This is a genomic window from Variovorax paradoxus (assembly GCA_016806145.1).
In the GTDB taxonomy this organism is placed as follows: Bacteria; Pseudomonadota; Gammaproteobacteria; order Burkholderiales; family Burkholderiaceae_C; genus Variovorax.
In genome coordinates this window covers 2,123,864-2,140,222 of sequence record CP063166.1, presented here as the reverse complement: position 1 = coordinate 2,140,222, position 16,359 = coordinate 2,123,864, and the positions used below count along the sequence as shown (strand labels likewise).

At 70.7% G+C, this 16,359-nt stretch carries 17 protein-coding genes; 13 read left to right on the top strand and 4 right to left on the bottom strand.

All coding sequences use genetic code 11. From position 1 onward, the window contains the following. Positions 1 to 34 precede the first annotated feature (34 nt). The 7 genes from crcB to INQ48_09700 all read left to right on the top strand — a co-directional run bounded on the left by crcB (position 35) and on the right by INQ48_09700 (position 6,829). Positions 35 to 412, top strand: coding sequence for a fluoride efflux transporter CrcB (gene crcB / locus INQ48_09730; protein QRF59476.1), 378 nt, complete (start codon positions 35 to 37; stop codon positions 410 to 412). Positions 413 to 491: 79 nt separating this feature from the next. After that, positions 492 to 3,395: a monovalent cation/H+ antiporter subunit A gene (locus INQ48_09725; GenBank protein QRF59475.1), complete on the top strand. Its 2,904-nt coding sequence runs from the start codon at positions 492 to 494 to the stop codon at positions 3,393 to 3,395. Between the two features lie 219 nt (positions 3,396 to 3,614). Next, positions 3,615 to 3,977, top strand: a complete 363-nt coding sequence (locus INQ48_09720) for a Na+/H+ antiporter subunit C (GenBank protein ID QRF59474.1) — start codon at positions 3,615 to 3,617, stop codon at positions 3,975 to 3,977. Further along, positions 3,974 to 5,686 (top strand): monovalent cation/H+ antiporter subunit D, encoded by a 1,713-nt coding sequence (locus INQ48_09715; GenBank protein ID QRF59473.1) that lies wholly within the window; start codon positions 3,974 to 3,976, stop codon positions 5,684 to 5,686. Before INQ48_09720 ends, INQ48_09715 begins: the two co-directional genes overlap by 4 nt. Next, positions 5,683 to 6,174 (top strand): Na+/H+ antiporter subunit E, encoded by a 492-nt coding sequence (locus INQ48_09710; GenBank protein ID QRF59472.1) that lies wholly within the window; start codon positions 5,683 to 5,685, stop codon positions 6,172 to 6,174. Before INQ48_09715 ends, INQ48_09710 begins: the two co-directional genes overlap by 4 nt. Then, the gene (locus INQ48_09705; protein ID QRF59471.1) at positions 6,171 to 6,449 is read left to right on the top strand and encodes a K+/H+ antiporter subunit F; all 279 of its coding nucleotides are present in this window, start codon (positions 6,171 to 6,173) and stop codon (positions 6,447 to 6,449) included. Before INQ48_09710 ends, INQ48_09705 begins: the two co-directional genes overlap by 4 nt. Further along, positions 6,446 to 6,829, top strand: coding sequence for a cation:proton antiporter (locus tag INQ48_09700; protein ID QRF59470.1), 384 nt, complete (start codon positions 6,446 to 6,448; stop codon positions 6,827 to 6,829). Before INQ48_09705 ends, INQ48_09700 begins: the two co-directional genes overlap by 4 nt. Before the next feature lie 23 nt (positions 6,830 to 6,852). Here INQ48_09700 and INQ48_09695 read toward each other — a convergent pair whose 3' ends face one another. Next, positions 6,853 to 7,758 carry an ABC transporter substrate-binding protein gene (locus INQ48_09695; protein QRF60674.1) on the bottom strand — a complete coding sequence of 302 codons (906 nt, stop codon included), beginning with the start codon at positions 7,756 to 7,758 and terminating at the stop codon, positions 6,853 to 6,855. Between the two features lie 193 nt (positions 7,759 to 7,951). On the opposite strand from INQ48_09695, the gene INQ48_09690 reads away from it, so the two are divergent. The 6 genes from INQ48_09690 (at position 7,952) to INQ48_09665 (ending at position 13,361) form a co-directional block, all read left to right on the top strand. Then, positions 7,952 to 8,638, top strand: a complete 687-nt coding sequence (locus INQ48_09690; protein QRF59469.1) for a TetR family transcriptional regulator — start codon at positions 7,952 to 7,954, stop codon at positions 8,636 to 8,638. Positions 8,639 to 8,739: 101 nt separating this feature from the next. Further along, positions 8,740 to 9,555 carry an ABC transporter permease gene (locus INQ48_09685; protein QRF59468.1) on the top strand — a complete coding sequence of 272 codons (816 nt, stop codon included), beginning with the start codon at positions 8,740 to 8,742 and terminating at the stop codon, positions 9,553 to 9,555. After that, complete coding sequence (locus INQ48_09680) at positions 9,552 to 10,604, top strand: NAD(P)-dependent oxidoreductase (protein ID QRF59467.1); 1,053 nt, start codon at positions 9,552 to 9,554, stop codon at positions 10,602 to 10,604. The genes INQ48_09685 and INQ48_09680 overlap by 4 nt, the downstream gene beginning before the upstream one ends. A gap of 11 nt (positions 10,605 to 10,615) precedes the next feature. Next, positions 10,616 to 11,485 carry a GNAT family N-acetyltransferase gene (locus INQ48_09675; GenBank protein QRF59466.1) on the top strand — a complete coding sequence of 290 codons (870 nt, stop codon included), beginning with the start codon at positions 10,616 to 10,618 and terminating at the stop codon, positions 11,483 to 11,485. Positions 11,486 to 11,496: 11 nt separating this feature from the next. Further along, positions 11,497 to 12,564 (top strand): dihydrodipicolinate synthase family protein, encoded by a 1,068-nt coding sequence (locus tag INQ48_09670; protein QRF59465.1) that lies wholly within the window; start codon positions 11,497 to 11,499, stop codon positions 12,562 to 12,564. After that, positions 12,561 to 13,361: an ABC transporter ATP-binding protein gene (locus tag INQ48_09665; GenBank protein ID QRF59464.1), complete on the top strand. Its 801-nt coding sequence runs from the start codon at positions 12,561 to 12,563 to the stop codon at positions 13,359 to 13,361. Before INQ48_09670 ends, INQ48_09665 begins: the two co-directional genes overlap by 4 nt. A gap of 11 nt (positions 13,362 to 13,372) precedes the next feature. Here the strand turns inward: INQ48_09665 and INQ48_09660 are convergent, their stop codons facing one another. Genes INQ48_09660 through INQ48_09650 form a run of 3 tightly spaced genes read right to left on the bottom strand, consistent with a single transcriptional unit; the run spans position 13,373 to position 16,350 of the window. Beyond that, positions 13,373 to 14,389 (bottom strand): XdhC family protein, encoded by a 1,017-nt coding sequence (locus INQ48_09660; GenBank protein QRF59463.1) that lies wholly within the window; start codon positions 14,387 to 14,389, stop codon positions 13,373 to 13,375. A gap of 38 nt (positions 14,390 to 14,427) precedes the next feature. Then, positions 14,428 to 15,099 (bottom strand): carbon monoxide dehydrogenase subunit G, encoded by a 672-nt coding sequence (locus INQ48_09655; protein ID QRF59462.1) that lies wholly within the window; start codon positions 15,097 to 15,099, stop codon positions 14,428 to 14,430. 48 nt (positions 15,100 to 15,147) lie between these two features. Next, entirely contained in the window at positions 15,148 to 16,350 is a 1,203-nt protein-coding gene (locus INQ48_09650; GenBank protein ID QRF59461.1) for a VWA domain-containing protein, read from the bottom strand. Between the last annotated feature and the right edge of the window lie 9 nt (positions 16,351 to 16,359).

The following is a 16,359-nucleotide window of genomic DNA, read 5'->3' as shown; positions in this document are numbered from 1 at the left end:
CAGCGCCCGCGGCGGCCTGCGGATAATCGCCGCCATGCTGCTGAACGCCGTCGTCATCTGCCTCGCCGCCTGTGTCGGCGCCCTCCTGCGCTGGGGCTTCGCCCTGTGGCTCAACCCCGGCGGCGTCCTGCCCTGGGGCACGCTGGCGGTGAACCTGATCGGCGGTTACCTGATCGGCGTGGCCATCGGCGTGTTCAGCGGCCTGCCGGACATCAACCCGGCCTGGCGCCTGATGGTGATCACCGGCTTCCTCGGCACCCTCACCACCTTCTCGAGCTTCTCGGCCGAAGTGGTGGGCATGCTGACCGCCGGCCGCGTCGGGCTCGCCATGGGCACCATCGCCCTGCACCTGGGCGGCTCGCTGTGCATGACCTGGCTTGGACTGCGCACCGTGCAGGCCTTCTCGGCCTGATCGCCGGCCCAAAAACCGCCTTATGTCCTGCGGTTATAGATAGGGTCCTCCATAGAGGCGGCCGATAGAATCGACCGCAATGCCCCTCGTCCTGCTCGTCGCACTCCCGTTCCTTGCCAGCGTACTGGCGGCCTTGATGCCGTCGAACGCGCGCAACCGGGAGTCCACGCTCGCGGGGCTGGTCGCGCTGGGCTGCGCGGTGCAGACGGCGTGGCTCTTCCCGCGGCTCGCCAACGGCAACGTGCTGCGCCACGAGATCGAATGGCTGCCCGCGCTGGGCCTGAACCTCGTGTTCCGCATGGACGGCTTCGCCTGGCTGTTCTGCATGCTGGTGCTGGGCATCGGCACGCTGGTGGTGCTCTACGCGCGCTACTACATGTCGGCCTCCGACCCGGTGCCGCGCTTCTTCTCTTTCTTCCTCGCGTTCATGGGCGCGATGATGGGCGTGGTGCTTTCGGGCAACCTGATCCAGATGGTGCTGTTCTGGGAGCTCACCAGCCTGTTCTCCTTCCTGCTGATCGGCTACTGGCACCACCGGCGCGATGCCCGGCGCGGCGCGCGCATGGCGCTCACGGTCACCGGCGCGGGCGGGCTGTGCCTGCTGGCCGGCGTGCTGGTGCTGGGCCGCATCGTCGGCAGCTACGAGCTCGACGTGGTGCTGGCCTCGGGCGACGTGATCCGCGCCCATGCGCTGTACCCGGTGGCGCTGGTGCTGATCCTGCTGGGCGCCTTCACCAAGAGCGCGCAGTTCCCGTTCCACTTCTGGCTGCCGCGCGCCATGGCCGCGCCCACGCCGGTGTCGGCCTACCTGCACTCGGCCACCATGGTGAAGCTCGGCGTGTTCCTGATGGCGCGGCTGTGGCCCGTGCTCTCGGGCACCGAGCAGTGGTTCTGGCTGGTGGGCGGCGCGGGCGCCATCACGCTGCTGCTCGGCGGCTTCATCGCGATGTTCCAGCGCGACCTGAAGGCGCTGCTGGCCTACTCGACCATCTCGCACCTCGGCCTCATCACCCTGCTGCTGGGCCTCAACAGCCCGCTCGCGGCGGTGGCGGCGGTGTTCCACGTCATGAACCACGCGACCTTCAAGGCCTCGCTCTTCATGGCCGCCGGCATCATCGACCACGAGACCGGCACGCGCGACATCCGCAAGCTCAGCGGCCTGATGAAGCTGATGCCGATCACCGGCACGCTGGCCATCATCGCGAGCGCCTCGATGGCCGGCGTGCCGCTGCTCAACGGCTTCCTCTCGAAGGAGATGTTCTTCGCCGAGACGGTGTTCATCCAGGCCACGCCCTGGGTCGACCTCAGCCTGCCGCTGATCGCCACGCTGGCCGGCATCTTCAGCGTGGCCTACTCGGCGCGCTTCGTGTTCGACGTGTTCTTCGGCGCGCCCTGCGGCAACGAGGTGCCCAAGCCGCCGCACGAGCCGCCGCACTGGATGCGCGTGCCGGTCGAGCTGCTGGTGCTGATCTGCCTGGTGGTGGGCGTGGCGCCGGCCTGGTCGGTCGGCCCGATGCTCGCGGCCGCGGCGGCGCCCGTGGTCGGCGGCATCCTGCCCGAGTACAGCCTGGCCGTGTGGCACGGCTTCAACCTGCCGCTGCTGATGAGCTTCGTCGCCCTGGCGGGCGGCGCCGGGCTGTACCTGCTGCAGCGCCGCCAGCGCGCGGCCGGCGGCCTCGAGAACACGCCGCTCTTGCACCGCTTCGACGGCCAGGTGATCTTCGAGCACCTGATCGCGCTGCTGAGCGAGGCCGGCCGGCGCAGCCGCCGCCTGTTCGGCACGCGCCGCATGCAGACCCAGTTGCTGCTGCTCGTGGTGGTGGCCGTGGCCGGCGCCTTCGCCGCGCTCAAGCAGACACCCGCGGCCGCCGGCACGCGCGAGCTGCTGCCCTTCTCGCCGATGTTCGCCATGACCTGGCTGATCGGCGGCGTCTGCGCGCTGGCCGCCGCCTGGCAGGCCAAGTTCCACCGGCTCGCCGCATTGATGCTGGCCGCGGGCGCGGGCCTGGTCTCGTGCGTCACCTACATCTGGTTCTCGGCGCCCGACCTCGCGCTCACGCAATTGGTGGTCGAGGCCGTGACCACGGTGCTGATCCTGCTCGGGCTGCGCTGGCTGCCGATGCGCAGCAAGGACGCGGTGCAGACCGCGAGCGCGCGGCTGCGCCCCTGGGGCCGGCGCGGCCGCGACCTGCTGGTGGCCACCGTCGCGGGCTGCGGCATGGCGGCGCTGGCCTGGGCCATGATGACGCGCACCTTCCCGCAGAGCATCTCGCCCTTCTTCCTCGAGCGCGCGCTCAGCGAGGGCGGCGGCACCAACGTGGTCAACGTGATGCTGGTCGACTTCCGCGGCTTCGACACCTTCGGCGAGATCACCGTGCTCGGCGTGGTGGCGCTCACCGTCTATGCGCTGCTGCGCCGCTTCCGGCCCGCGGTCGAATCGATGGCGCTGCCGCCGCAGCAGCGCGCCCAGGCCGACGACGGCAGCAGCGACCTGCTGAACCCGCGCCGCGCCAAGGACACCGCCGTCGGCTACCTGATGGTGCCCGCGGTGCTGGTGCGCCTGCTGCTGCCGCTGTCGGTGCTGGTGGCGGTCTATCTCTTCATGCGCGGCCACAACGCGCCCGGCGGCGGCTTCGTCGCGGGGCTGGTGATGTCGGTGGCGCTGGTGCTGCAGTTCATCGTCTCCGGCACCGAGTGGGTGGAAGAGCACCTGCGCATCTACCCGCGCCGCTGGATCGCCATCGGCCTGCTGTTCGCGCTCGGTACCGGCAGCGGCGCGGTCTTCTTCGGCTACCCCTTCCTGACCACGCACACCGCCCACCTGCACCTGCCGGTGCTCGGCGACATCCACGTGCCCAGTGCCCTGTTCTTCGACATCGGCGTGTTCGCGCTGGTGCTCGGTGCCACCATGCTGATCCTCACCGCGCTCGCGCACCAGTCGGTGCGCAGCCATCGCTGGGCCGACGAGCAGGCCGAACAATGACCACCCCCGTTGCTTGCTCACTTCGTGTAGCCGCCTCCCCCCTCAAGGGGGCAACACCAGCGGCCCGGCAAAGCCGGTTCCGCGGTGTTCCCCGCAAAAAGCGGAAGGCCGTGTTGCGCGGGGCATCATCGATCCGGCTTTGCCGGGCGATCGATGCCGCCCCCGGTAGGGGGTTGGCGAAGCGACACGAAGTGCGCGCAGCCTGGGGGGGAGCCTAGTATGGAAATCGTGCTTGCCCTCGCGATCGGCGTGCTGACCGGCTCGGGTGTCTACCTGCTGCTGCGTCCGCGCACCTTCCAGGTCATCATGGGCCTCACGCTCATCTCGTACGCGGTCAATCTCTTCATCTTCAGCATGGGCCGGCTCAAGGTCGACAGCGAGCCGGTGCTGATCCCCGGCTTCGCGGCCACGCTGGCCAACACGGCCGACCCGATGCCGCAGGCGCTGGTGCTCACCGCGATCGTGATCGGCTTCGCGATGACCGCGCTGTTCCTGGTGGTGCTGCTGGCCTCGCGCGGCCTGACCGGCACCGACCACGTGGACGGCGAGGAACGCCAGGAACAGGAAGAGGCGCGCGAATGACCGAGCTCTTCCGCCTGCTCGACCAGCTGCTCGAGATCAGCATGCCGCACCTGGTGGCGGTGCCGATCCTGGTGCCGATGCTCACGGCCGCGCTGATGCTGCTCTTGGGCGAGCAGCGCCGCCGCACCAAGTCCTTCCTCAGCGTCGTCTCGGGCCTGGTGGGCCTCATGGCCGCGCTCGCGCTGCTGCGCTGGGTCAACGCGGCCGACACCGGCGGCGGCCCGGGCTCGATCGGCGTCTATCTGCCGGGCAACTGGCGCGCGCCCTTCGGCATCGTGCTGGTGGCCGACCGGCTCTCGACCATGATGGTGGCGCTGACCGGCGTGATCGCCTTCGCCGCCTCGATCTACTCCACCTCGCGCTGGGACCGCGCGGGCGTGCACTTCCATCCGCTGCTGCAGCTGCAGCTCATGGGCCTGAACGGCGCCTTCCTCACCGGCGACCTGTTCAACCTGTTCGTGTTCTTCGAGGTCATGCTGGCCGCCTCCTACGGCCTGCTGCTGCACGGCTCGGGCCGGCTGCGGGTGCAGGCCGGGCTGCACTACATCGCGATCAACCTCGCCGCCTCCTCGCTGTTCCTGATCGGCGCGGCCATGCTGTATGGCGCCACCGGCACGCTCAACATGGCCGACCTGGGGCTGCGCATCGCCCAGCTCGCGCCCGGCGACCGCGGCCTGGTGCACGCGGCCGCGGCCATTCTGTTCACCGCCTTCTTCGCCAAGGCCGGGGCCTGGCCGCTCAACTTCTGGCTGGTGCCGGCCTACAGCGCGGCGGTGTCGCCGGTGGGCGCGGTGTTCGCGCTGCTCACCAAGCTCGGCGTCTACACCGTGCTGCGGCTGTGGACCGTGCTGTTCGCGCCCGACACCGGCGCCTCGGCCGAGTTCGGCCAGGTGGTGCTGATCGGCGCCGGCCTCGCCACCCTGTTCGTCGCGGCCATCGGCATCGTCGGCACGCAGCGGCTGTCGAACCTCGCGGGCTTCAGCGTGCTGATCTCGGCCGGCACGCTGCTCACCGCGGTCGGGCTGGGCCAGCCCGATGTCTGGGCCGGCGCGCTGTTCTACCTGCTGAGCTCCACGCTCGCGGTGGCCGCCTTCTTCCTCTTGATCGACATGATCGAGCGCTGGCGCAACGCCGGCATGAGCGTGGCGCCGCACGAGGCCGCGGGCAATGCGCCCTTCCTGGCCGAGGACCTGCGCGCGCTCGACGACGTGAACCTCGACGACAACGCGCAGGCGCTCTACGGCCGAGCCATCCCGGCCGGCGTGGCCTTCCTGGGCCTGAGCTTCATGATCTGCACGCTGCTGCTCACCGGCCTGCCGCCGCTGTCGGGCTTCGTCGGCAAGTTCGCGATGCTCTCGGGGCTGATGGGCAACAGCGCCGCGCTCACCGTTGCCGACTGGACCTTCCTCGTGCTGCTGATCACCTCGGGCTTCCTCGCGCTGATCGCGCTGACCCGCACCGGCATCCGCCATTTCTGGACCCAGCCGCATGCCAACCTGCCCTCGCTGCCCGCGCTCGAGGTGCTGCCGGTGGCCGGGCTGATCGCGGCCTGCATCGCGCTCACCGTCTGGTCCGAGCCGGTGCTGCGCCACGCGATGGCCACCGCCGAGGGCCTGCGCACGCCGAGCGCCTACCGCGAGGCGGTGATGGGCGCGCGGCAGGTGCCGAACCCGGCGCCCAAGGGCGATGCGAAGGCCGGCACGCCATGAAGCGCCTGATCCCCTCCCCGCCGCTGTCGGTCGCGCTGCTCGTCGTCTGGCTGCTGCTCAACCAGTCGCTCGAGGCCAGCACGCTGGTGTCGGGCCTGCTGCTGGCCGTCGCCGTGCCGCTGCTGACCAAGGGCCTGCGGCCCGCCACCGTGCGCATGCGCCGGCCCGGCGTGGCGTTGCGGCTGGCCGGCGTCGTGCTCTACGACATGTCGCTGTCGGTGTTCGCGGTGGCGCGCGCGCTGCTCACGCGCCGCAGCGACCAGATCCATTCGAACTTCCTGCGCATACCGCTCGACCTGCGCGACCCCAACGGCCTCGCCGTGCTCGCGATGATCATGTGCCTCACGCCCGGCACCGCCTGGGGCGAGGTGGCCTTCGACCGCAGCACCCTGCTGATCCACGTCTTTGACCTCGACGACGAGGCGGCCTTCATCGCCCAGATCAAGAGCCGCTACGAACGTCCGCTGATGGAGATCTTCGAATCATGACGCCCATCCTCTTCTGGTCGCTCAAGTTCGCGCTGTTCCTGCTCGCGGTGGCGATGCTGTGCGCCGTCGCGCGCCTCTTGATCGGCCCCACCGCCCAGGACCGCGTGATGGCGCTCGACTGCCTCTACATCAACGGCATGCTGATGATGCTGACGCTGGGCATCGTCTACGCGAGCGACGTCTACTTCGGCGCCGCGATGCTGATCGCGCTGTTCGGCTTCGTCAGCTCGACGGCGATGGCCAAGTTCCTGCTGCGCGGGGAGGTGATCGAATGAGCGATTTCATCGTGGGCCCGCTGCCGCTGTGGGCCGAGGTCGTCACCGGCGTGTTCGCGGTGCTGGGCGCGGCCTTCGCGGCCATCGGCTCCTTCGGCCTGGTGCGGCTGCCGAGCTTCTTCCGCCGCATCCACGCGCCCACCCTGGGCGCCACCGGCGGCGTGTGGTCGATGATGGTCGCGACCATCGTCTACTTCTCGGTGCAGAGCCACAGCCTGTTCCTGCACGCGACCCTGATCGCGCTGTTCGTGGCGCTCACCACGCCCGTCACCACCATCTTCCTGATGCGCGCCGCGCTGTTCCGCGAACGGCAGAAGCACGGCGACGTGCCGCCGCCCGCGCCCTCGGACCAGGCGCCGATTCCGCCCTACCAAGGCTGAAGGCCCGCGGGCGCGCAAGGCGCTCAGGGCGCCATGCGCACGTTCTTGTCGAGGAAGTCGTTGCTGAACAGCAGCGCGGGGTCGTAGGGCTTCTCGATGCCGATCAGCGACGAGACCAGCTCGTAGTCGGCCTTCACGCGCGCGCCGTCGAAGGCGCCGAGCGCCACCTTGGTGGTGGTGTCGTCGCGCATCAGCTGCTTGATGCGCTCCCACTGGTCGCGCTGGTTGTCGGGCGACAGGCCGCTCACGCTCGCGGTCAGCGCCTGCAGGCAGGGCGCGAAGTCCTTCACGCAGGCCTCGTAGGCGCGCTGCGTGACGGCGACGAACTTCTTCACCTGCTCGGGCTTCTTCGCAAGATAGGCGCCGTTGACGATCAGCGAGTTGCCGTAGACGTTCACGCCGGCCGTGCGCCAGGGCTGGAAGCCGAGGTCGTCGCCGAACTCGCGCACCTTGAGGTCGTGCTCGTTGTAGAAGTCGCTGATGATGTCGACCGACTTGCTCTTGAGCGCCGCCACCTTGGCCTGCGGGCTCACGTTGACGAAGCTCACGCTGGCCGGATCGAGCCCGGTCTTCTTCGCGAAGGCCGGCCACATCAGGCGCGCGGCGTCGCCCGGCGGATTGCCGATCTTGCGGCCCGCGAAGTCCTTCGGCCCCTGGATGCCCGAGGACTTGAGCCAGTAGAAGCCCTGCGGGCTGTTGGCGTAGATCACCATCAGCGCCTTCACGTCGGCGCCCTTGCCGCGGGCCTGGATGGTGGTGGGCAGGTCGGAGATGCCGAGCTCGCTGCCGCCCGTGCCCACGCGCTGCGCCGACACGGCCGAGCCCTTGCCGGCCTCGATGTTGAGGTCGATGCCGGCCTCCGAATACCAGCCCTTGGACTTCGCGTAGTAGAGCGGCGCATGGTCCGCCGTGGGCGTCCAGTTGAGCATCAGGCTCATGGAATCGGCGGCGAATGCCGCGGGGCCCTGCAGCGCGAGAACGGCGGCGGCGCCAGCCACCGACAACAGCTTTTTCATGCAGCTCACTCCAAAAGAAGGTACAAACAGATCCTGAAATTCATATTACCAACTGTTTGGTTGATAGGCAATCGAAGCCTTCCCGCCCTGGAGACAGAATCCGACCATGCCTTCCGCCACCTCCCGCAAGTCCGCCGCCGCACCCGCCGCCACACCAGCAGCCCCCGTCGCCACGCGCCGCGAGCGCGACCCCGTCGCCGCCAAGCAGGCGCTGATCGCCGCCGCGGTCGCCGAGTTCGCGACCAAGGGCTTCGCGGGCGCGCGCGTCGACGAGATCGCCTCCGCCGCGGGCGTGAACAAGCAGCTCGTCTACCACTACTTCGAGAGCAAGCAGGGGCTGTACCTGGTGGCGCTCGAATCGGTCTATGCCGAGATCCGCGAGAAGGAACAGAAGCTCGAGCTCGGTGCGCTCGAGCCGCGCGAGGCGATGGCGCAGCTGGTGGCCTTCTCCTTCGACTACCTGGCCGAGCATCCCGAGTTCATCGCCATGCTGGCCGACGAGAACCGCAACCGCGGCGAGCACCTGCACGAGTCGGAGCGGCTGCAGAAGATGCACTCGCCCTTCATCGAGATGCTCGAGGCCACGCTCGAGCGCGGCGTGGCCGCGGGCGTGTTCCGCGCCGACTTCGACGCGATCAACCTCTACATCTCGATCGCCGGCATCTCCTACTTCTTCTTCTCGAACAACCACACGCTGTCGGCCATCTTCGGCACGCCGCTGGACGCACGCGGCGCACTGCTCAAGCGCCGCCGCCACGTGATCGAGTTCGCGCTCAACGCGCTGCGCCCCTGAGCGCCCGCGGCCCTCGCGCCGCTTTTTATCAACTGGTTGGTTGACTCGATCGGCCAGCCTGCCTATGATCCGCCGCATTGTTTCCTTCCACAGGAATTGAGATGACGGCATCCGACGGCGCCTCCCCGCCCACTGCAAGCTCCGCGCCGCTGTCCGGCGAACGCCCCGCCTGGCAGCGCTGGGCCGTGGTGGTCGCGGTGCACGTCGCGGCGGTGCTGCTGTGGGAGTTCGCGGTGCGCGCCTTCCAGATCCAGCCCTTCGTGCTGCCGGCGCCGTCGAAGGTGCTCGCCACCCTGGCCAATCCGCAGCACGCCTGGCTCATGAACACCGGCGTCACCGCGCTCGAGGTGTTCGGCGGCTACGTGCTGGGCCTGGTGCTCGGCATCCTCTGCGCGCTGCTGTTCGTCACCAGCCGGCGGCTGATGCTGGTGGCCTTCCCGCTGCTGGTCACGCTCAACATGATCCCGAAGGTGGCGATGGGCCCGCTGGTGATCGTGTGGTTCAGCTACGGCATCGGGCCGAACATCCTGATCACCTTCAGCCTGTGCTTCTTCCCGATCCTGCTGACCACGATCCGCGGCCTCAACGAGACCGAGCCCGAGCTGCTCGACCTGGTGCGCGCGCTCAAGGGCTCGCGCTGGCAGCTGTTCCGCTACATCCAGCTGCCGGGCTCGCTGCCCTACGTGTTCTCGGGCATGAAGGTCGCCACCATCCTCGCGGTCGCGGGTGCGGTGGTGGGCGAGTTCATCGCGTCGGAGCGCGGCCTGGGCTACCTGATGATCCAGGTGCAGGCCTCGCTCGACACCCCCGCGGTCTTCATGGCCGTGCTCCTCATCACCGGCCTGGGCGTGCTGCTCTACCTGCTGGTGCTGCTGCTGGAGCGCCTCTTCATCACCCAGGACGCCCGAATCCAATGAACACCACCACGCCCGTGCTCGACGACCTCCCCTTCCCCGAACGCTTCGACACCGAGGCCGCGCTCGAGGACTACCTCGCCACGCCCTCGCGCGACCTGCTGCGCGACATGGCGCGCATCGACGGCGACCTGATGGTGCTCGGCGTCGGCGGCAAGATGGGCCCGACGCTCGCGCGACTGGCGAAGAACGCGATGCCGGGCCGGCGCGTGATCGCGGTGGCGCGCTTCAGCGAGGCCGGCGTGCGCGAGGCGCTCGAGGCGCACGGCATCGAGACCCTGGCCTGCGACCTGCTCGACGCCGAGGCGATCGCGAAGCTGCCGCGCACGCCCAACGTGGTCTTCATGGCCGGGCGCAAGTTCGGCGCCGATGCGGACAACCCGCTGACCTGGGCCATGAACGCGCACGTGCCGGCGCTGGTGGCGCAGCACTTCAGCGGCTCGCGCATCGTGGCCTTCTCCACCGCCTGCGTCTATCCCTTCGTGCCGGTGATCGGCCAGGGCGCGCACGAGAGCGAGGCGCCCAATCCGCCCGGCGAATACGCCAACTCCTGCGTGGGCCGCGAGCGCATGTTCGAGTACTTCTCGCAGCGCCACGGCACGCCGGGCCGGCTGTTCCGCCTGAGCTACGCCATCGACCTGCGCTACGGCGTGCTGGCCGACGTGGCCGGCAAGGTCTGGCGCGGCGAGCCGGTGGACGTGACCATGGGCCACGTCAACGTGATCTGGCAGGGCGACGCCAACGCGCAGGCGCTGCGCTGCCTCGCGGCCGCGACGGTGCCGACCTCGCCGCTCAACGTGAGCGGCCCCGAGACCACCTCGATCCGCTGGCTGGCCGAGGAGTTCGGCCGCCGCTTCGGCAAGCCGGTGCAGATCGCGGGCAGCGAGGCGCCCACCGCCTGGCTCATGAACACCGGCGAGGCCGAGCGGCTGTTCGGCTATCCGCGCGTGCCGCTGTCGCAGCTCGTGGGCTGGGTCGCCGACTGGATCGCGCGCGAGCAGCGCCAGTACGGCAAGCCGACCAAGTTCGAATCGCGCGACGGCAAATACTGAGGGAAGACACCGTGCCCGCCACCGCCCCCGTCGAAACGCTGGACGCGCTCTCGCCGCGCGACCTGCCGCAGCTGGACGCGCTGGTCGCGGCCAGCGGCTGGAACCAGCTCGCGGCGGACTGGCGGCTGTTCGAGCGGCTCGGCAGCGTGCATGCGATACGCGATGGCGCAGGCGCGATCGTCGCGAGCGGCGCGGTGCTGCCACTGGAGCGCGCGGCCGACGCGCCGCGCAACCAGCCCGGCGCCGCCTGGATCAGCATGATCCTCGTGACGCCCGCCGCGCGCGGGCAGGGCCTGGGCCGCGCGGTGTTCGCGCACTGCCTCGAGCGCGTGCGCGCGCAGGGCCGCGTCGCGATGCTCGATGCCACGCCGCAGGGCGAGCCGCTCTATGCGAGCTTCGGTTTCGCACCGCTGTGGCGGCTCACGCGCTGGCGCCGCGAGGCGCTCGCGCAGGCGGCCGATGCGGCGCCGGTCGACCGGCCCGATGCCGCACCGCTTGCCGCGCTCGACACCGAGGCCCTGGGCCTCGCCCGCCCCCAGGTGCTCGCCGACCTGCTCGCGCGCACCGGCAGCCGCTGCGTGCGCGATGGCCGCGCCTTCGCCGTCGTGCGAGAGGGCCGCGTCGCCCATCACGTCGGCCCGCTGCTCGCGGCCGACGAAGCCCATGCCCGCGCGCTGCTGCCGCGCGCGCTCGCCGGTATCGCCGGCCCGGTGCTGATCGACGTGCCCGACGGCCGCGCGCAACTCGCGCAGGCACTGCGCGCCGCCGGTTTCGAGCCCCAGCGCGGCTTCGCGCGCATGGCGCTGCCGCCCGCGGGCACGGCGGCGCCGGCCGGTCATCCCTCGTTCATCCACGCCATTGCCGGCCCCGAGTTCGGCTGAGGACTTCGCACATGCCATTGAACCGCTCCGACCTGCCCGCCGACGTGCTCGCGCTGCTCGCCAAGGGCACCGTGATCCCGGCCCATCCGCTCGCGCTCGATGCCGAACGCCGCTTCGACCGCCGGCGGCAGCGCGCGCTCACGCGCTACTACGTCGATGCAGGCGCGGGCGGGCTCGCGGTCGGCGTGCACACCACGCAGTTCGCGATCCGCGAGCGCGGCCTCTATGCCGAGGTGCTCGAGGCCGCGATGGCCGACCGCCTGGCCTGGAGCGAGCGCCCGATGGCGATGATCGCCGGCCTCTGCGGCCCGACCGCGCAGGCGAGCGCCGAGGCGCGCACCGCCGTCTCGCTCGGCTACCACGCGGGCCTCTTGAGCCTGGCCGCGCTGGCCGGCGCCTCGGAAGACGCGCTGATCGCCCACTGCGAGGCGGTGGCGCAGGAGATCCCGCTGATCGGCTTCTACCTGCAGACCGTGGTCGGCGGCCCGGTGCTGTCGAGCGGTTTCTGGCGCCGCTTCGCCTCGATCCCGAACGTGCTCGCGATCAAGGTCGCGCCCTTCAACCGCTACCGCACCATCGACGTGGTGCGCGGCGTGATCGAGGCGCGCGCCGAGGAGCGCGTGTTCCTCTACACCGGCAACGACGACCACATCGTGCTCGACCTCGCCCTGCCCTTCGCGGCCATGCGCGACGGCGCGCCGGTGCAGGTGCGCTTTCGCGGCGGGCTGCTGGGCCACTGGTCGGTGTGGACCGCGGGCGCGGTGCAGCTGCTCGCACGCATCCAGGCCGAGCTGGCGGCCGGCCAGGGCACGCTGGGCCCCGAGCTGCTCGCGCTCGATGCGCGCGTGACCGACTGCAACGCCGCCTTCTTCGACGTGGCGAACAACTTCCACGGCTGCATCGCGGGCTGCCACGAGGTGCTGCGGCGCCAGGGCCTGCTCGAGGGCATCTGGTGCCTCGATCCGGCCGAGGGCCTGGGCGCGGGCCAATCGGCCGAGATCGACCGCGTGTACGCCGCGCACGGCGACCTCGCCGACGATGCCTTCGTGCGCGACAACCTCGCACGGTGGTTGGCATGACCGAGGCCGCCGTTCGCTCGGACGCTCGCGCGGAGGTCGAAGTGCCGTTAATCCGCATGCGCGGCCTGCGCAAGGTTTATCGCCGCCGCGACCAGGAGTTCCTCGCGGTCTCCGACGTCACGATGGACATCCACGCGGGCGACATGGTGTCGCTGGTCGGCCCCTCGGGCTGCGGCAAGTCGACGCTGCTGAAGATCCTCGCCGGACTGCACGGCCACGACGGCGGCACGCTGGAGATCGGCGGCGGCCAGGCCTTCGAGCCGGGCCGCGACGTGGGCATGGTGTTCCAGCAGCCGCTGCTCTTGAAGTGGCGCACCATCCTCGAGAACGTGCTGCTGCCGGCCGACATCCTCGGCCTCGACCGCAAGGCCGCGACGCAACGCGCGCACGAGCTGCTCGAGATGGTCGGCCTCGCGGGCTTCGCCGACAAGCGGCCCTACGAACTCTCGGGCGGCATGCAGCAGCGCGCCGCGATCGCGCGCGCGCTGATCCACGAACCCAAGCTGGTGCTGATGGACGAGCCCTTCGGCGCGCTCGATGCGCTCACGCGCGAGAAGATGAACCTCGAAATGCTGCGGATCTGGGAGCGCAGCCGCACCACCTTCGTGGTGGTCACGCACAGCATCCAGGAGGCGGTGTTCCTCGGCTCGCACTGCGCGGTGCTCACCGCGGGGCCGGCGCGCATGGCCGACTTCTTTCCGATCGAGCTGCCCGCGCCGCGCACGCTGCACATCAAGACCAGCGCCGAGTTCGGCCTCTACGTGCGGCGCATCTACGACCTGCTCGGCGTCGAATAGACCCCTGCGGCTCAGGCCGGCAGCAGCCGTTCCTTGGCGCGCGCCACTTCCATCTCGCGCGGCAACGGCACGGCGTTCTTCACCGCGAGAATTTCCGCCATCACGCTGACCGCGATCTCGGGCGGCGTCTTGCTGCCGATGTAGATGCCGATCGGCCCGCGCAGCCGCGCCAGCGATTCGGCGGTCTGGTCGAAGTGCTCGATCATGCGGTCGCGCCGCGCGTCGGCATTGCGGCGCGAACCGATGGCGCCGACGTAGAAGGCGTCGCTCTGCAGCGCCTCGAGCAGCGCGAGGTCGTCGAGCTTGGGGTCGTGCGTGAGCGCCACCACGCAGCTGCGGCGGTCGGGCCGGAAGGCCAGCACCGCGTCGTCGGGCATCTCGGTGGTGATCTGCACGCCGGGCAGCGACCAGGCGGTGCGGTACTCGGCGCGCGGATCGCACAGCGTGACCGCGAAGCCGCTGAACTTGGCCATAGTCGCGAGGTACTCGGCGAGCTGGCCGGCGCCGATCAGCAGCATGCGGTACTCGGGGCCGAAGGTGTTGGCGAGTTCGGTGTCGTTGACCGTGAGTTCGTCGGGCGCCTTGGCCTCCTCGAGCCGCACCACGCCCGTGGCCAGCTCGACGGTGCGCCGCATCAGCCGGCCCTGCTCGAGCTGCGACACCAGCGTGTCGAGCGCCCCCGCGTCGGGCGCGTACTCGAGCAGCAGCTCGAGCGTGCCGCCGCAGGGCAGGCCGAAGCGATGCGCCTCGTCGGCCGTGATGCCGTACTTCACCAGCGCGGGCGGCGCGCCCAGCGGCACCTCCTCGGCCTGGCCGTGGGCATGGCTGTAGCGCGCGATCAGGTCGTCCTCGATGCAGCCGCCCGAGACCGACCCGACCACCGCGCCGTCCTCGGCCAGCGCCATGATCGAGCCCACGGGCCGCGGCGACGAGCCCCAGGTGCGCACCACCGTGGTCAGCAGCGCGCGCTTGCCGGCACGCCGCCAGTCGCGCAGCGTGCGCAGCACCATCACGTCGAGGTTTTCCATCGCGTCTTCTTTCCTGGGAGCCGGATCCTGCGGCCGCCTCAGCCGCCGCTGGAGGAATCGCCGCCCGTGCCGGGCTCGGCGTCCTTGTCCGATTTCTTGCCGAGGCCGATCTTCTTCATGAAGCCGGCCACCGCGCCGGTCTTCTCGGCCTGCGCCTCCGCATTCTCGGGCGCTGCCGCCGGCGGCGGGCCGTAGCGGCTTTGCATTTCGGCTTCGAAGCGCTTGAAGAAATCGTCGGCCGTGGACTTGGCCGCGCCGTCGATCAGGCGCTGGCCGAGCTGGGCGATCTTGCCGCCGACCTGGGCCTGCACGGTGTAGTCGAGCTCGCAGCCGACCGGGGCGGCGGCGGGCGCGCTCTCCGCGCCCTCGGCCACCGGGGCGTCCGCGGGCGCCGCCGCCGGCGCGGCATCGGCCAGCGGCCGCAAGGTCACGCTCGACGAGCCCTTGGCGAAGCCGGCCACGCCGCCCTGCCCTTCGAAGCTGAGCTTGTAGCCGTCGGGCGCGACGATGTCCGAGAGCATCACCTTGCCGCTGAACTTGGCCGACACCGGGCCGATCTTGACCGCGAGGCCCACGCTGTAGGTGTTCTCGCCCGTCAGCTCGAACTTGTCGCAGCCGGGAATGCACTTCTTGAGCGTTTCCGGGTCGTTGAGCGCCTCCCAGGCCTGCTGCTGGGTGATGGCGAGCCGGCGGTTACCGAGCATTTCCATGGTGGTCTTTCCTTCTTGTGATCCTGTCGCGTCGCGGCCGGGAGAACGCTAGCGCCCCGACCGCATCAGCGCCGCGAGACTCGCGGCCAGCTGTTCGAGCGCGCTGAGATTGTGAACCGCGAGCATCGCGTCCGCATGGCGGTGCAGCACGCCGGCCCCACGCGCCAAAGGGGCGTAGCCCTCGAAGCGCAGCAGCGGGTTGAGCCACAGCAGCCGGCGCGAATGGCGCTTGAGCCACTGCAGTTCCTGCGCGAGCTGGGCCGGCTCGCCGGTGTCGAGCCCGTCGCTGATGACCAGCACCAGCGTGCGGCGGCCGGTCAGCCGGCGCGCATGGCGCTGGCGCAGCTCGGCCAGCGAGCTGCCGAGCCGCGTGCCGCCCGCGAAATCGTCGATGGCGAGGCTGGCCGTGGCCAGCATGTCGTCGGTGTCGGCCAGCCGGAAGGCCGGCGTGAGGTCGGTCAGCCCGGTGCCGAAGGCGAACACGTCGCGCCGACCCGCGCGCCGCGTGGCCGCGTGCAGGAAGGCCAGCAGCAGCCGCGCATAGCGCTCCATCGAGCCCGACACGTCGACCAGCACCAAGAGCGGCAGCGGCTGTTCGCGCCGCGCCAGCCGCGGCAGCCGCAGCATCTCGCCGCCGGTGCGCGCCGCCTCGTGCAGCACGCCGGGCCAGTGCATGCGCGCATGGCGGCCGCTCTCGCCGGCCGGGCGCAGGCGCCGCGTCGGCAGCCGCGGCACGGGCAGCGAGATGTCGCGCGCGAGCCGCTCGACCAGCCGGTACTCGGCCGCGCCCAGCGCATTGAAGTCGGCATGGTGAAGCCGCTGGCGGTCGCTCGCGGTTATGGCGGCGTCGAACTCGACTTCCTTGTCGGGCAAGGCGGCCAGTGGCGGCTTGTGCGGATCGCGCGGCGCGGCCAGCGCCTCGCGCACGCGCGGCCGGCGCTTCGAGGGCTCGGCCTTGCCCTCGGCGCTCGGCAGCATCTGCGCGAGCAGCTTGTTGGCGAGCTCGGGGTCGCGGAACCAGGCGTCGAACAGTTCGCGGAACACCAGCCGGTCCTGCTCACGGCTGACCATCACGGCCTCGAGCGCGGCGCTCAGGTCGATCCTGCGCTCCACGCCGACCAGCGTGGCGGCCTCCTCGGCCAGCGCGATGCGCGCGGCGTCGGTGCGCACGCCCGCGCGACGCAGCGCCCGGCCGAAGGCGGCGATGTTGCCGGCCAGCTTGCCGGTGCGGGCGTCGCCTAGTTGCTGCATCGCGGCCTC

Bases quoted from the DNA above. Each gene is read 5' to 3' on its own strand.
- INQ48_09660 (QRF59463.1), bottom strand. From the start codon at position 14,389: ATGGAAAACCTCGACGTGATGGTGCTGCGCACGCTGCGCGACTGGCGG.
- INQ48_09665 (QRF59464.1), top strand. From the start codon at position 12,561: ATGACCGAGGCCGCCGTTCGCTCGGACGCTCGCGCGGAGGTCGAAGTG.
- INQ48_09650 (QRF59461.1), bottom strand. From the start codon at position 16,350: ATGCAGCAACTAGGCGACGCCCGCACCGGCAAGCTGGCCGGCAACATC.
- INQ48_09725 (QRF59475.1), top strand. From the start codon at position 492: ATGCCCCTCGTCCTGCTCGTCGCACTCCCGTTCCTTGCCAGCGTACTG.
- INQ48_09710 (QRF59472.1), top strand. From the start codon at position 5,683: ATGAAGCGCCTGATCCCCTCCCCGCCGCTGTCGGTCGCGCTGCTCGTC.
- INQ48_09680 (QRF59467.1), top strand. From the start codon at position 9,552: ATGAACACCACCACGCCCGTGCTCGACGACCTCCCCTTCCCCGAACGC.
- INQ48_09705 (QRF59471.1), top strand. From the start codon at position 6,171: ATGACGCCCATCCTCTTCTGGTCGCTCAAGTTCGCGCTGTTCCTGCTC.
- INQ48_09655 (QRF59462.1), bottom strand. From the start codon at position 15,099: ATGGAAATGCTCGGTAACCGCCGGCTCGCCATCACCCAGCAGCAGGCC.
- INQ48_09720 (QRF59474.1), top strand. From the start codon at position 3,615: ATGGAAATCGTGCTTGCCCTCGCGATCGGCGTGCTGACCGGCTCGGGT.
- INQ48_09715 (QRF59473.1), top strand. From the start codon at position 3,974: ATGACCGAGCTCTTCCGCCTGCTCGACCAGCTGCTCGAGATCAGCATG.
- INQ48_09695 (QRF60674.1), bottom strand. From the start codon at position 7,758: ATGCTCAACTGGACGCCCACGGCGGACCATGCGCCGCTCTACTACGCG.
- INQ48_09670 (QRF59465.1), top strand. From the start codon at position 11,497: ATGCCATTGAACCGCTCCGACCTGCCCGCCGACGTGCTCGCGCTGCTC.
- INQ48_09685 (QRF59468.1), top strand. From the start codon at position 8,740: ATGACGGCATCCGACGGCGCCTCCCCGCCCACTGCAAGCTCCGCGCCG.
- INQ48_09700 (QRF59470.1), top strand. From the start codon at position 6,446: ATGAGCGATTTCATCGTGGGCCCGCTGCCGCTGTGGGCCGAGGTCGTC.
- crcB (QRF59476.1), top strand. From the start codon at position 35: ATGCTGCTGAACGCCGTCGTCATCTGCCTCGCCGCCTGTGTCGGCGCC.
- INQ48_09690 (QRF59469.1), top strand. From the start codon at position 7,952: ATGCCTTCCGCCACCTCCCGCAAGTCCGCCGCCGCACCCGCCGCCACA.